This window comes from Rhodococcus artemisiae (assembly GCF_036327795.1).
Taxonomy (GTDB): Bacteria; Actinomycetota; Actinomycetes; order Mycobacteriales; family Mycobacteriaceae; genus Rhodococcus; species Rhodococcus artemisiae.
The window spans coordinates 273669-287540 of sequence record NZ_JAUTXY010000001.1 but is presented as its reverse complement, the minus strand read 5'-3'; the positions used below and the strand labels follow the sequence as shown (position 1 = coordinate 287540).

Annotated in this window: 12 protein-coding genes; 11 read left to right on the top strand and 1 reads right to left on the bottom strand. The window is 68.6% G+C overall.

The window, feature by feature from the left end:
• The first annotated feature begins 136 nt into the window (after nucleotides 1-136).
• Complete coding sequence (gene metK, locus Q7514_RS01430; protein ID WP_330131489.1) at nucleotides 137-1351, top strand: methionine adenosyltransferase; 1215 nt, start codon at nucleotides 137-139, stop codon at nucleotides 1349-1351.
• Between the two features lie 18 nt (nucleotides 1352-1369).
• Nucleotides 1370-3388, top strand: coding sequence for a primosomal protein N' (locus tag Q7514_RS01425; RefSeq protein ID WP_330131488.1), 2019 nt, complete (start codon nucleotides 1370-1372; stop codon nucleotides 3386-3388).
• Nucleotides 3389-3398: 10 nt separating this feature from the next.
• Here the strand turns inward: Q7514_RS01425 and Q7514_RS01420 are convergent, their stop codons facing one another.
• The gene (locus Q7514_RS01420; RefSeq protein WP_330131487.1) at nucleotides 3399-3818 is read right to left on the bottom strand and encodes an NUDIX hydrolase; all 420 of its coding nucleotides are present in this window, start codon (nucleotides 3816-3818) and stop codon (nucleotides 3399-3401) included.
• A 124-nt stretch (nucleotides 3819-3942) separates the two neighbouring features.
• Here Q7514_RS01420 and Q7514_RS01415 point away from each other — a divergent pair, with 124 nt between their 5' ends.
• From Q7514_RS01415 to Q7514_RS01375, 9 genes are all read left to right on the top strand, one after another.
• Nucleotides 3943-4923 (top strand): esterase/lipase family protein, encoded by a 981-nt coding sequence (locus Q7514_RS01415; protein WP_408016013.1) that lies wholly within the window; start codon nucleotides 3943-3945, stop codon nucleotides 4921-4923.
• A 188-nt stretch (nucleotides 4924-5111) separates the two neighbouring features.
• Nucleotides 5112-6035: a methionyl-tRNA formyltransferase gene (fmt, locus tag Q7514_RS01410; protein ID WP_330131486.1), complete on the top strand. Its 924-nt coding sequence runs from the start codon at nucleotides 5112-5114 to the stop codon at nucleotides 6033-6035.
• On the top strand, nucleotides 6032-7468 hold the full coding sequence (locus tag Q7514_RS01405) for an RsmB/NOP family class I SAM-dependent RNA methyltransferase (RefSeq protein ID WP_330131485.1): 1437 nt from the start codon (nucleotides 6032-6034) through the stop codon (nucleotides 7466-7468). Before fmt ends, Q7514_RS01405 begins: the two co-directional genes overlap by 4 nt.
• A 134-nt stretch (nucleotides 7469-7602) precedes the next feature.
• The gene (locus Q7514_RS01400; RefSeq protein ID WP_330131484.1) at nucleotides 7603-8103 is read left to right on the top strand and encodes a hypothetical protein; all 501 of its coding nucleotides are present in this window, start codon (nucleotides 7603-7605) and stop codon (nucleotides 8101-8103) included.
• A complete protein-coding gene (locus Q7514_RS01395; RefSeq protein WP_330131483.1) occupies nucleotides 8072-9667 on the top strand; it encodes a sensor histidine kinase in 1596 nt (531 codons plus the stop codon). Before Q7514_RS01400 ends, Q7514_RS01395 begins: the two co-directional genes overlap by 32 nt.
• A complete protein-coding gene (locus tag Q7514_RS01390) occupies nucleotides 9664-10323 on the top strand; it encodes a response regulator transcription factor (protein ID WP_330131482.1) in 660 nt (219 codons plus the stop codon). The genes Q7514_RS01395 and Q7514_RS01390 overlap by 4 nt, the downstream gene beginning before the upstream one ends.
• Complete coding sequence (locus Q7514_RS01385) at nucleotides 10320-11825, top strand: SLC13 family permease (RefSeq protein ID WP_330131481.1); 1506 nt, start codon at nucleotides 10320-10322, stop codon at nucleotides 11823-11825. The genes Q7514_RS01390 and Q7514_RS01385 overlap by 4 nt, the downstream gene beginning before the upstream one ends.
• 55 nt (nucleotides 11826-11880) lie before the next feature.
• Nucleotides 11881-13128 (top strand): glycerate kinase family protein, encoded by a 1248-nt coding sequence (locus Q7514_RS01380; protein ID WP_330131480.1) that lies wholly within the window; start codon nucleotides 11881-11883, stop codon nucleotides 13126-13128.
• 155 nt (nucleotides 13129-13283) lie between these two features.
• Nucleotides 13284-13829 (top strand): dihydrofolate reductase family protein, encoded by a 546-nt coding sequence (locus Q7514_RS01375; protein ID WP_330131479.1) that lies wholly within the window; start codon nucleotides 13284-13286, stop codon nucleotides 13827-13829.
• Nucleotides 13830-13872: the final 43 nt, after the last annotated feature.

The window sequence follows — 13872 nt, the reverse complement described above, 5'->3', positions numbered from 1 at the left end:
CGAGTGATTTTCAGCACTCGCGCCGACGCGCCGGGAGCAGTAGCGTCGGCACATGGTCGGATGTGTTCCGATCAGCAGCGTTCGCGTCCCACCAGGTACGGTTCAGCGCTACATCCAACAGTCGAGAGGGAGTTCTGTGAGCAAGACCGGCGGTCGGCTTTTCACCAGTGAGTCCGTGACAGAAGGACACCCGGACAAGATCTGTGACGCGATCAGCGACTCCGTCCTCGACGCGCTGCTCACCGCGGATCCCCGCTCGCGCGTGGCGGTGGAAACCCTGGTCACCACCGGGCAGGTCCATGTTGTCGGTGAAGTCACCACTTCCGCCTATGCGGACATCCCCAAGATCGTGCGCGACCGTGTCCTCGACGTCGGATACGACTCGTCCTCAAAAGGGTTCGACGGAAACTCGTGCGGCGTCAATGTCGCGATCGGTGCACAATCGCCGGAGATCGCGGGCGGCGTCGACGTCTCCCACGAGGCACGTACCGGCACACTGACCGACGACGAGGTGGCCCTCCAGGGCGCCGGCGACCAGGGCCTGATGTTCGGCTACGCCTGCTCCGACACCCCGGAACTGATGCCCCTTCCGATCTCCCTGTCGCACCGGCTCGCCCGCCGGCTCACCGAGGTCCGCAAGACCGGAGTGCTTCCCTACCTGCGGCCCGACGGCAAGACCCAGGTCACCATCGAGTACGACGGCGACACCCCGGTTCGCCTCGACACCATCGTCATCTCCACGCAGCACGCCGCGGACATCGACCTGAACAACCTGCTCGCCCCCGACCTGCGCACCCATGTCGTCGACGCCGTGCTGGCCGACCCGAATCTCGCGGAGCTCGATACCTCCGACATCCGGTTGCTGGTCAACCCGTCGGGGTCGTTCGTGCTGGGCGGCCCCATGGGCGACGCCGGCCTGACCGGTCGCAAGATCATCGTCGACACCTATGGTGGCATGGCCCGCCACGGCGGCGGTGCGTTCTCCGGAAAGGACCCGTCGAAGGTCGACCGTTCGGCCGCCTATGCCATGCGGTGGGTCGCGAAGAACGCCGTCGCCGCCGGACTGGCCGACCGCATCGAGGTGCAGGTCGCCTATGCCATCGGGAAGGCCGCGCCCGTGGGCCTGTTCGTGGAGACCTTCGGCACCGAGAAGACAGATCCCGCGCAGATCCAACAGGCCATCGGCGAGGTGTTCGACCTGCGTCCCGGCGCGATCATCCGCGATCTCGATCTGCTGCGCCCGATCTACGCGCAGACGGCCGCGTACGGTCACTTCGGCCGCACCGACATCTCCCTGCCGTGGGAGAGCACCGACCGCGCCGAGAAGCTCCGCGCGGCTGCCGGTCTGTAACCCGGCGACGGGCCAGTGGTGGCCGAACAGCGCCGCGCCGCCGAGGCCGACCCGATCGCACGGGTACTTCCGCTGCTTCCTCTGCCGCACCTCGACCGCGTATTCGACTACCTGATCCCGCACGACCTCGACGCGGATGCCCGACCGGGTGTCCGCGTGCGCGTGCGGTTCGCAGGGCGACTCGTCGACGGATTCCTCCTGTCCCGAGTCGCCACGAGTGACCATCGAGGAAAACTGGGCTGGCTCGACCGCGTGGTGTCCGGCGAGGTGGTGCTCACCGACGAGATCGTCGAACTCGCCGACGAGGTCGCCACTCGCTACGCCGGAACCCGCGCCGACGTGTTGCGGCTCGCAGTCCCCCCCCGACACGCCCGCGTCGAAGCCGAAACCCCCCGCGTTACCGGTGTACCACCGGTACCCGAGATGGATTACGCGGCATGGGTGCGTTACCGGCACGGCGAGAACTTCCTCGAAGCCCTCGGCGCCGGTCGCACGGTTCGTGCCGCATGGCAGGCGCTACCCGGGGAAGACTGGCCACGCCGGCTCGCCGAACTCGCCGCTGCCGTCGCGTCCACCGACCGCGCCGCGGTCCTCGTCGTTCCCGATCAACGCGACCTCGACCGAGTCCTGGCCGCGTGTGTCGACGTGTCCGGTGCCGACCATGTCGTCGGTCTCGCCGCAGGACTCGGCCCGGCCGAACGGTATCGACGCTGGCTCGCCGCATTGCGAGGCTCTGCCCGCATCGTCGTCGGTACCCGCGCCGCGGTGTTCGCACCCACACCGCGCATCGGGCTGCTCGTCGTGTGGGACGACGGCGACGACCTGCACTGTGAACCACGCTCGCCCTACCCACACACCCGGGAGGTCGCGGCGCTTCGCGCCCACGCGATGGGCGCGTCGGTGGTCATCGCCGGGCACGCCCGCACCGCCGAGACCCAGGCGCTCGTCGAGGCCGGATGGGCACACGATCTCGTCCCGTCCCGTGACGTGTTGCGCGCGTGGGCACCGAAGGTCACCGCGCTCGCCGACAGTGACCAGGCGTTGGCCCGTGATCCCGCGGCCCGTGCAGCCCGGCTCCCCGCGATCGCCTTCGCGGCGGCCCGTACCGCGCTCGGCGCCGGCCACGGCGTGCTGGTACAGGTACCCCGCCGCGGCTACGTCCCCGCCCTGGCGTGCGGAAAATGCCGAGCATCTGCCCGGTGCAGACGCTGTAACGGACCCCTGGCCTTGCCGTCCTCGGGTGGACCCGACGGCGCGGCAGTGCCGGCCTGTCGCTGGTGCGGAGTCGCCGACGCCACCCATCGGTGCCATGCATGCGGTGCCCGGTCGTTGCGCGCCGTGGTGGTCGGCGCGGGGCGCACCGCCGAGGAACTGGGTCGCGCGTTTCCCGGTGTGCCGGTGGTGATCTCGGGTGGAACGGACGTGAAGGCCGTTGCTCCGGAAGGAGCGGCACTCGTCGTGTCCACCGTCGGCGCGGAACCGGTCGCGCCCGGGGGATACGGTGCCGCGCTTCTGCTTGATGGGTGGGCGTTGCTCGGGCGCGCCGACCTGAGGGCCGCGGAAGAGACGATGCGCCGATGGCTCACTGCGTCGGCCCTGGTGCGCTCGTTTGCGGACGGCGGTCAGGTGGTCGTGGTTGCCGATTCCGGGATCCCCACCGTGCAGGCGCTGGTGCGCTGGGATCCGGTGGGGCACGCTCGGACCGAGGTCGAGGAGCGCGCCGAGGTGGGCTTCCCGCCGGCTGTGCACATGGCGGCTGTCGATGGGGGATCGGCGGCGGTTGCCGAGCTGATCGAGGCCACACATCTCCCGGAGGGTGCAGAAGTGCTCGGGCCGGTGCCGCTGCCGCCCGGTGAGCGACTGCCCTTCAGCGCCGACACTCCGGAGCCCGACGACGTGCACCGCATGCTCATCAGGGTTGCACGCACCCGTGGGCGGGAGCTGGGCCTGGCGCTGCGTCAAGCCCAGGCGACGCGTACCGCGCGCCGCGCGAACGGGCCGCTGCGCGTGCAGATGGACCCGCCGAAGATCGGCTAGCCGGAGAAGATCATCGCTCCTGCGGATCGGTCCGTAGCGCGGGGAGCATCAGTGCGGTCAGTGGCGCGATGTCGTCGGGGATGATCTCGAGACCGAGGTCGAGCCAGCGGACCTCGTCGATCTCCGCAGCCGGGCCGCCGATCGGCACCGTCGGATGCTCGAAGACCGTGGCTTCGACTTCGAAACCCGCTTCGTTGGCGGCCGCGGCCCGGAACACTCCGAGCGGACGCAGCGCGGCCGGATCCAAGCTCACCCCCAGTTCCTCCTCCAATTCACGGATGAGTGTCTCGGCGGCGGTCTCGCCCGGTTCGGGTTTGCCGCCGGGAAACATGAAGGTGGTGGTTCCGCGCTTGCGGACGGTCAGCACAGACGATCCCGCTGCGTTCCTCAACACCACTGCACTGACGGTGATCACTCCGGTCGTTGCCACCCCGACATGCTAGCCGCGCCTCACGGGTGACTCATCCCTCGCACTGTATCGACTCCTATCGGCACGACAAGTGAGCTGTTGCAGGTCACAATTGTGGCGGGTCGTCCAGAGGAAGGAAATCGCTGTGCGGAGACATCGGTCAGTGGGCGCCGCGCTCGTGGGTGCGCTGTGCACCCTTGCTCTCGTCGCGGGGCCGGTGGGTGCACAACCCGCCGGAAGCTCCACCGCGTTCGTCCCTGTGACCCCCGGTCCGATAATGCACACGCACGCAGAGGCTGCCGAGTACGCCGACACCCACCGGGGTGCAGCACCGACCGGTACCAACGACTTCACCTGCCGACCCTCGAACGAACACCCCAAGCCGGTGATCCTGGCGCACGGCACCGATTCCAACAGCTACTCGGACTTCGCTGCGCTCGCCCCACTGCTCGTGGAGTCCGGTTGGTGCGTGTTCGTCCTGAACTACGGACTCGCCGCGGGCGACGAGGAGTACGGCACCGGAGACATCCGTGTCAGCGCCGCCCAGCTCGGCGGTTTCGTCGACACCGTACGCGCGGCCACCGGTGCCGACGAGGTCGATCTCCTCGGCTACTCGCAGGGCGCCACCGTCGCCCGTTATTACATCAACGAACTCGGCGGTGACGACGTCGTCGACCGATGGGTAGGTGTCGCGTCCCCGAGCTACGGGGGCACCTTCTACGGTCTCGGTGCCGCTGCTGCTCTGGTGCCCGGTGCGCTGGAGATCGCAGAGGAGTCGTTTTCGGTAGCACTGGTCCAGCAGCTCGAGGGTTCGGAGTTGCTCGAGCAGCTCAATACCCCCACCGACACGGTGCCCGGAGTGCGGTACACGACGATCGGCACGAATGTCGACGAGGTGATCCAACCCGCCGGCAACGTCGCGCTGCGCAGCGGTGACGCGGTGAACTACGAGATCCAGGATCTGTGCCCGCAGGACCTGACCGGGCATTTCAACATGGTTTACGATCCGTTCGCGCTGTCGCTGATGCGGCACGCCCTCGATCCGGACCGCTACGGGCTTGGTGATTGCGTTCCTGTGGCTTTGGGTACCGGTATTCCCGAGATGATCATCCAGAGCAACTTCTGAGTCCGCCGGTATTCCACTGCATCAGATCTGCCACCCGCCGACTCCCCGTACTGGTCGACTCCCCGTACTGGTCGACTCCCTAGACTGTGGGAATCATCGTCGTCGAGATTCGGGAGCAGCATTCGTGACACGTCCGGCCGGACCCATCCCCACCACACCGCATCGCGTCGTGCCGGTGGTGCGCTGACATGCGCGTCGTGTTCGCGGGCACACCCGAACCCGCTGTCCCGTCGCTACGCCGCCTGATCGAGTCCGCCCGGCACGACGTCGTCGCCGTGGTGACCCGCCCCGACACCACCGCCGGCCGCGGCCGGAAGACGGTGCGTTCGGCCGTCGGCCAACTCGCCGACGAACACGGCATCGAGGTGCTCACCCCGCGTTCGCCGCGCGACCCGGACTTCATCGCGCGGCTGACCGCGGTGGCACCGGACTGCTGCCCGGTCGTCGCGTATGGGGCGCTGATCCCGCAATCCGTGCTCGACATCCCCGTCCACGGCTGGGTGAACCTGCACTTCTCGCTGCTGCCGGCATGGCGCGGCGCTGCCCCCGTGCAGGCGGCACTCGCCGCGGGCGACGAGATCACCGGCGCGAGTACCTTCCGGCTCGAAGCCGGCCTCGACACCGGTCCCGTCTACGGCGTGGTAACCGAGACCATCCGCCCTACCGACACCGCCGGTGACCTCCTCGACCGCCTTGCCGACGCCGGGGCGGTCCTTCTCGAATCGACCCTCGACGGCATCGCCGACGGCATCCTCGACCCCGCACCCCAGTCCGCCGACGGAGTGTCGCTCGCTCCGAAGATCACAGTGGATGCGGCCCGGGTCACGTGGACGCATCCCGCGCACGTCGTCGACCGGCACATCCGCGCGGTCACCCCGGCTCCCGGCGCGTGGACGATGATCGGTGACCTGCGCGTGAAGCTCGGGCCCGTCACGTCGACGGACGAAACGCTGGAACCGGGTGAGATTCTCGCGCGCAAAGACGGTCTGTTCATCGGGACGGCGACCACTGCGGTCCGGCTCGGCACCGTTCAGCCGCCCGGCAAGAAGGCGATGGCCGCTGCCGACTGGGTGCGCGGCGCCCGCCTCGACGACAAGGTGCGTGCACAGTGACCGAATCCCGCAGGCCCGCACGCCGTTCCGGAAGAGGAACAGGCGATCGGAACCCGACACCGCGTCAGGCCAGGCGCCCGTCGCAGTCTGCGGTGGATCCGGCGCGCACCGCAGCTCGCGACGTGCTGCGCGCGGTCCGGGACCGCGACGCCTACGCCAATCTCGTACTTCCCGCGCTGTTGCGTGAACGGAAACTCGATTCCCGCGACGCAGCGCTCGCTACCGAACTCACCTACGGCGCCTCCCGCGCCCAGGGCATGCTCGACGCGGTCATCGAGTCCGCCGCACAACGTCCCGTGGACGAGATCGACGGTGCGCTGCTCGACGTACTGCGCCTGGGCACCTATCAGTTGCTGCGCACCCGCGTCGCGCATCACGCCGCCGTCGCGACCAGCGTGGATCTGGTCCGCACCGAATTCGGCCAGGGCCGAGCAGGATTCGTCAACGCGGTCTTACGGCGCGTGGGGGAACAGACCGAGGACCAGTGGATCGAACGGCTCGCCCCGGACGCGGATCGTGATCCCGTCGGGCATCTGGCGTTCCGCTACGCGCATCCGGTGTGGATCGCGCAGGCCTTCGCCCACGCCCTCGGCCCCGACGCGGGTGAACTCGCCGAGGTGCTCGCCGCCGATGACGCCCGCCCGATCGTGCATCTCGTGGCCCGCCCCGGCATCATCACCGCCGAGGAACTCGCTCTCGTCACCGGCGGGGAACAGGGCGAGTGGTCGCCGTACGCGGTGCATCTCGACCACGGCGACCCCGGCCGGCTCGAACCCGTCCGCGAAGGCATGGCCGCTGTGCAGGACGAAGGAAGTCAGCTCGTCGGTCGGGCGTTGACCCTCGCGCCGCTCACCGGCGACGACGGTGGACGCTGGCTCGACCTGTGCGCCGGACCGGGTGGCAAGGCCGCGTTGCTCGGTGCGCTCGCCGACCTCGACGGATTCACCGTCGACGCCGTCGAACCGGTCGAACACCGCGCCGACCTGGTCCGCAAGACCACTCGTGGTCTGCCGGTCACGGTGCACGTCGCCGACGGCCGCGAACCCGGTCTCCAACCCGGCTACGACCGCATCCTCGTCGACGCGCCCTGCACCGGCCTCGGTGCTTTGCGTCGCCGGCCCGAGGCACGGTGGCGCCGCCGACCCGGCGATGTCGCCGACCTGGTGCGCCTGCAGAAGCAGCTCCTCGCGTCCGCGATCGAATTGCTGCGGCCCGGCGGCGTCGTGCTGTATTCGACGTGTTCGCCGCACGTCTCCGAAACAGTGGCGATCGTTGCCGACGCGGTGCGTCGCCACGGTGTCGAAGAACTCGACACCCGCGAACTCGTTCCGGGAGTGCCACAACTCGGCGCCGGACCGGGCGTGCAGCTGTGGCCGCATCGGCACGGCACCGACGCGATGTTCATGGCGGCACTGCGTAAGCCGGTGGAGTAGCCGGCTCCCGACCGTGCCGTCAGGTGACCGCTGGGCCTGGTGGCACGGTCGGGAGCAAGCACGAGTGTCGAAGATGAAGACTCTCTCATCTTCGCTTCACGAACTGTTCACTCCGACGCCAGAACATTGTGGTCATGGCAATCGTGAAGCGGATATCTGCGCTGGTAGCCCTGTTGGTGATCCCGGCCGGCCTCGCATGGGCGGGCCAGTTGCTCGGCGGCCACGCCGGGTCCCCGGACGTGGGTAACGCATCGATCACGGTGTCCGTCGACCCCCGCAGCCCCGGCGATGCCGACGCCCCGGACGACACCGGCAGCAGTGATCGCACCGGCAGGAGTAATGGCGCAGGCGATGCCGACGACGTTCCCGGTGCGCACTCGCCGACACCCGGTCCCGGCAGCGTCGAGGAGCCCACCGCGCCGGGCCCCGAGACAGTACTCCCCGCCCCGGTTCCCACCGTGGCGGCCGCTACGCCACCGGCAGGGGACACGGCGCCCCCCGCATCTCCGCAGATCTCCGATGTGCAACGTCAGCCGCTTCCCGCTCCTGCGACGCAGTGGGATGACGACTGGGACGATGACGACTGGGACGACGACTGGGACGATGACGACGACTGGGATGACGATGACGAGTGACGGGGAGAGGCAACCGCGAGGATCCGCCCTCCCGGCTCGCTGGCGCATCCTCACGTGGATTCTCCTCACCACTGCCGTCGCACTGGTGTCGGTCGTCGTGACGACCCGTGCGCTGCTGCTCAACGATGTCGACCACGACGCGAACGCCGACATCACCCAAGAGATCGACGAGTTCCGCGCGTTCGCGGCCGTCGGTGTCGACCCGACCACTGCCGCACCGTTCACATCCGTCGACCGGATGCTCGAGGTGTACCTGAACCGGCAGCACACCTCGGAAGGTGAGGTGATCGTCGGGGTCGTCGGTGGTGACCTGCTGTTCGACCGGCGTATCGCACTCGATCGACCCGACCTGCCGCCGGGACTGACCGAGGACGGAAACCTCTTCGACCCGATGCTCGCCACACCTACCAACTCGGGCGTCATCGACGTCGAGGGTGGCCGGGTCCGGTGGGCTCGCTCCGACGTCACCTCGGGCAACAACGACGGCGCGCTCATCGTCGCGGTGTTCACCGCCGAACAGCGAGCGCAGGTCGGCGAGACCATCCGCACCATCGCGCTCGTCGCGGTCGGTGGGCTCGGACTCACCGCAGTCATCGGCTGGCTCGTCGCCGGCCAGATCCTCGCCCCGATCCGGCAGGTGCGTGAAGTCGCCGCGGCGATCGGGGAGAAGGACCTCACCAGCCGGGTGCCTGTCCACGGGCGCGACGACATCGCCGCGCTCGCCGAGACCTTCAACTCGATGCTCGATCGACTCGAACAAGCCCACGACACCCAGCAACGGTTCGTCGACGACGCCGGACACGAACTGCGCACCCCGATCACCGTGATCCGCGGGCACCTCGAGGTGATGGAACTCGACCGGACCGCTGATGCCACCACCCGCGCCGCGACTCTTCGCCTCGTCGAGGACGAACTCGATCGCATGGCCCGCATCGTCAGTGACCTGCTGGTGCTTGCCAAGGCCGAACGTCCCGACTTCGTGACATGCCGCGAGGTGGACGTCACCGACCTGACACTCGACATCGAAGCCAAGGCCCAGATGCTCGGCACCCGCGACTGGCAGCTCATGGAAGTGGCGGAGGGGGTTGCCGGCATCGACAGCCAGCGTGTCACCCAGGCTGCGTTGCAGCTCGCCACCAACGCTGTCTCCCACACACACGACGGCGACGTGATCCAGCTCGGATCCGCCTTCGTCGACGTCGACGGCCGACGTCTGTTCCGTGTGTGGGTACGAGACACCGGCCCCGGTGTGGCACCGGAGGACGCGAGTCGCATATTCGAGCGCTTCCGGCGTGGCAACCCCGCGCCCGCCGACGTGGGCGGACCCGCACCCGAACGCGGCGGTGCGGGACTCGGATTGGCGATCGTGCGTGCCATCACCGACGCCCACCACGGTTCGGTGTGGGTCGACAGCACCCCGGGAGAGGGCGCCACCTTCGGTATCGATCTACCCGTGCACGACCCCGATGTCCGGCTCCCCGCCACCGACCACCGCGAACAGGGCGATCCGGAACCGCACAACGCCGAATCCGTACCCGACCCCCGAAAGGCCGTCACCTCGTGAGCCGCATCCTGATCGCCGAAGACGACACGCGCATCGTTGCCTTCCTGGAGAAGGGACTGCGCGCCGCCGGCTACACCATCACCCATGCGGGCGATGGAGACACGGCGCTGCTGCTGGCCCGCAGCGACGCGTTCGACCTCGTCATCCTCGACATCGGGTTGCCCGAGATGGACGGGTTCACCGTGCTCGACCGGCTCCGGGGCGAAGGGGTCCGGACTCCCGTGATCGTGCTCACTGCCCGCGACAGCGTCACCGACACCGTCGCAGGACTCGAAGGCGGCGCCAACGACTACGTGAGCAAGCCGTTCCAGTTCGCCGAACTCCTCGCCCGGATCCGGCTGCGCATCGGCGACGCCGGTGCGACCGACCCGACGTCGATGCTCGGCGACGGCGATCTTGCGCTGGACCTGCGTACCCGCCGCGTCGAGGTCAGCGGCGCCAGCGTCGACCTCACCAGCCGCGAATTCTCCCTCCTCGAGGTGTTCCTGCGGCATCGCGGGCAGGTGCTCTCCCGCGAACAGATCCTCGGGCACGTGTGGGGCTACGACTTCGACCCGGCCTCCAACGTCGTCGACGTGTACGTGCGGGCGCTGCGCAACAAGATCGGTGGCGGTCGCGTCGAGACGATTCGCGGTGCGGGGTACCGGCTGCGATGACCTTCTACGCCACCACACCGCCGCGTGTCCCGATGTCCTCGCCGACGCCACTTCCGCGCGTCCGACGCCGACCGGGACCCGGCCGTCTCGCAGCCGTCCTCGTCCTCCTCGTGACGTGCGCCGGCATCGTGCATCTCGCTCGCACCGATGTCGCGCTCAGCGCGGACGCGGCTGTCACCCTGATCGTGTTCGTGATCGCGGTGTGGTTGTGGATCTTCACCCGAATCGACGACACCTATGTGGCGCTCGGCGCTGCCGCGACCCTCACCGTCGTGGGAGTCACCGACGCCGACGCGCTGTTCGCCACCCTCGGCGACGACATCGTATGGCTGCTCTTGTCGGCCTTCGTCATCGCCGCAGGCGTCGCCTCCTCGGGGCTCGCCACCCGCGGCGCCGCGTTCCTCGTCACCGGCGCCCGCACCCCACGCAGCCTGATCCACCTTGTGACCGCTGCGCTCGTAGTGACCGCATTCGCGGTGCCGTCGACATCGGGGCGCGCGGCGCTCGTGCTGCCGGTCTTCGTCGCGATCGCCGGCGTCCTGGCGGACCGTCCCCGACTGGTACGCGGACTGGCGCTGTTGTTCCCGACAGTGATCCTGCTGTCGGCCGTGGCATCGCTGCTCGGTGCCGGCGCACACCTGATCACCAGCCAGATCGTCACCACCGCCACCGGCAGCGGATTCGATTTCGCGACGTGGATGCTGCTGGGACTGCCACTCGCGATCGTCTCGTCGCACGCAGCAGCGGAACTGGTGCTCTGGATGTTCACCGACGCCGACGACCGTCGCCGGCGCCTGTCGATTTCGGCCGAGGATGTCGGCGCGCAATCCTCGACCCCGGTGACAGGTCCATTGACCGTCGCCGAGTCCCGGTCGGCGCTGTTGCTCGCAGTCGTGACCGTGCTGTGGTGCACTGAACCGCTGCACGGCATCCATCCCGCTGTGGTGGCGCTGCTCGGTGCGCTCGTCGCGACGTCGCCGCGCTACGGATCGGTGAAGCTCGGAGTTGCACTGAAGGCCGTGCCGTGGACACTGCTGCTGTTCATGGCCGCGACTCTGTCGATCGGCACCGCGCTCACCACCAGCGGCGCCGTGGACTGGCTGGCAACCAGCGCGTTCGGTCCGCTCACCTCACGCGGTGCGGCCGCGGGACCGCTGTTCGTCGTGGTTGTCGTCGTGATCTCGACCGCCGCGCACCTGGTGATCCAGTCGCGTTCGGCACGGTCGGCGGTGCTCATTCCCGTGGTCGTGGCGCTCGCACCCACCGTCGGCGTGGATCCGCTTGCGGCAGCATTCCTTTCGACCGCTGCAGCCGGTTTCTGTCATACACTGCCCAGTTCCGCGAAACCGGTGACGCTGTTCTCGTCGGTGCCGGACGTCCCCACCTACACGAGCAGGCACCTGTTGCGGTTGTCCGCGGTGCTCGGCCCGCTCAGTGCCGTGCTGGTGCTCCTGTTCGCCTGGTTCGTGTGGCCGCTGCTCGGCATGCCGCTGTTCCCATGATTCCACCCGTGGTCACCCACTGAATTGTTCTCCCCTCATCGATAGGAGTGGCGTAATGGCACTGAAGGTTCCGCACCGAATTCTTGTCGCACCCAGCGGATTCAAGGAGAGTCTCGACGCGCCCTCTGTTGCATCGGCGATCGCCATAGGGGTCCGTAGAGCGCTGCCCGGCGTCGCCGTCGACACCGTCCCGATCCCCGACGGCGGGGAGGGCACCGCGAAGATCCTCGCGGAGGCCACCGGCGGCACTCTCGTTCCGGCCACGGTCACCGGCCCCGTCGGCGAGCCCGTCGTCGCGCAGTGGGCACGACTCGGAGGCGCCTCCACGGGCACCGCAGTGGTAGAGATGGCTTCGGCCGCCGGCCTGCGACTCGTGCCCGGCGACCGCCGCGACCCCGGCGCGACCACCACTCGCGGTGTCGGCGAACTCATTGCCGCGGCGCTCGACGACGGCTTCCGCCGCATCGTCATCGGATGCGGTGACTCCGGAACCAGCGACGGAGGCGCCGGCGCCCTGTGGGCGCTCGGCGTTCGGATCCTCGACCGCGACGGGGGTGTTCTTCCCGACGGCGGCCGCCATCTCGTGCGCGCCGATCGACTCGACCTCGATGCCCTGCACCCGGCGCTCGCCGACACCGAGATAGTCCTGGCGTGCAACACCCACAATGTGCTGTGCGGGGCGCGGGGGGTCGCCCCCGTGTTCGGTCCGCAGAAGGGCGCGACTCCGACACAGGTCGACGAACTCTCCGCTGCGCTGGACAGGTGGGCGGGGGTGCTCGAACAACACTGCACTACTGACGGATTCGATATCCGGACCGGTCCCGGGACCGGAGCGTCCGGCGGGCTCGGCGCGGGACTCGCGGCGCTCGCAGGGGCGCGTATCGCGTCCCGTTTCGACGTGCTGCTCGACAGCGGACTGTCCGGCATCGATCTCGACGCCCTCGTTGCCCGCGCCGACCTGATCATCACCGCGGAGGGAAGCATCGACTTCCAGACACCGCACGGCAAGGTGCCCGCCGAGATCGCGCGGCGCGCTCAGCAGGTCGGGGTGCCGGTGCTCGCGCTCGCCGGGTCGCTCGGCCGCGGCGCCCCGGACGTGCACGACGTCGGGATCGGCGCGATCGCCTCGATCATCCCCGTTCCGATGAAACTCGAGGACGCCGTCGCCAACGGACACGATCTGCTCGTCGAGGCTGCCGCGCGGTCGATGCGGTTGCTCATGCTCGGCTCCGCCGTCGCATGCCGGAGCAAGGGGCGAGGCAAGAAGAACAAGAGGCGGGTCGCCGCGGTGGCCGCGGCCTGACGCGCACAGAGCAGTGATGCCGGATGCAGTGATGTCGGATGCAGTGATGTCGGATGCAGTGATGTCGGATGCAGTGATGTCGGATTCGACGGATTCTCGATCCGAGGCACTGCGGCAGCGATTATTCCGCGGTCCCGAACGGGTCGATACTCGACATGAGGACACTTGCGATCACCCAGAACGTCACCCTCGACGGCGCCATAGAGATGCTCGGCGACTGGTTCGATCCGATGGACCAAGACCCGGAAGTGCTGGAAGCAACCCGTTCACAGTCCGAGGGGTCCGACGCGATCCTGCTGGGTCGGCGAACCTTCGAGGACTTCCGCGGCTTCTGGCCCCAGCAGACCGACGACCACACAGGGGTAACCGACGAGCTCAACCGCATCGAGAAGTACGTCGTCTCATCGACGCTGGCCGAGCCCCAATGGCAGAACTCGACCGTGCTCACCGGCGACTGGATCGCCCGGGTGCACGCTCTGAAAGAAATGGAGGGTCGCGACATCGTCGTCACCGGCAGCATCATGCTGACCCATGGTCTGATCGAGTCCGGTCTTGTCGACGAATATCGACTGTTCGTCTATCCCACCGTGCAGGGCCGGGGGAGACGGCTGTTCCCCGACGGTTACGAGACGTCGAATCTCCAGCTGATCGAGGCCCGAGGTTTCCCGAGCGGTGTCTCCCTGCTGCGCTACACCGCCTGAGCAACGAGACGAACAGTGGGCGCCCAGCTCCCACACACCTTGC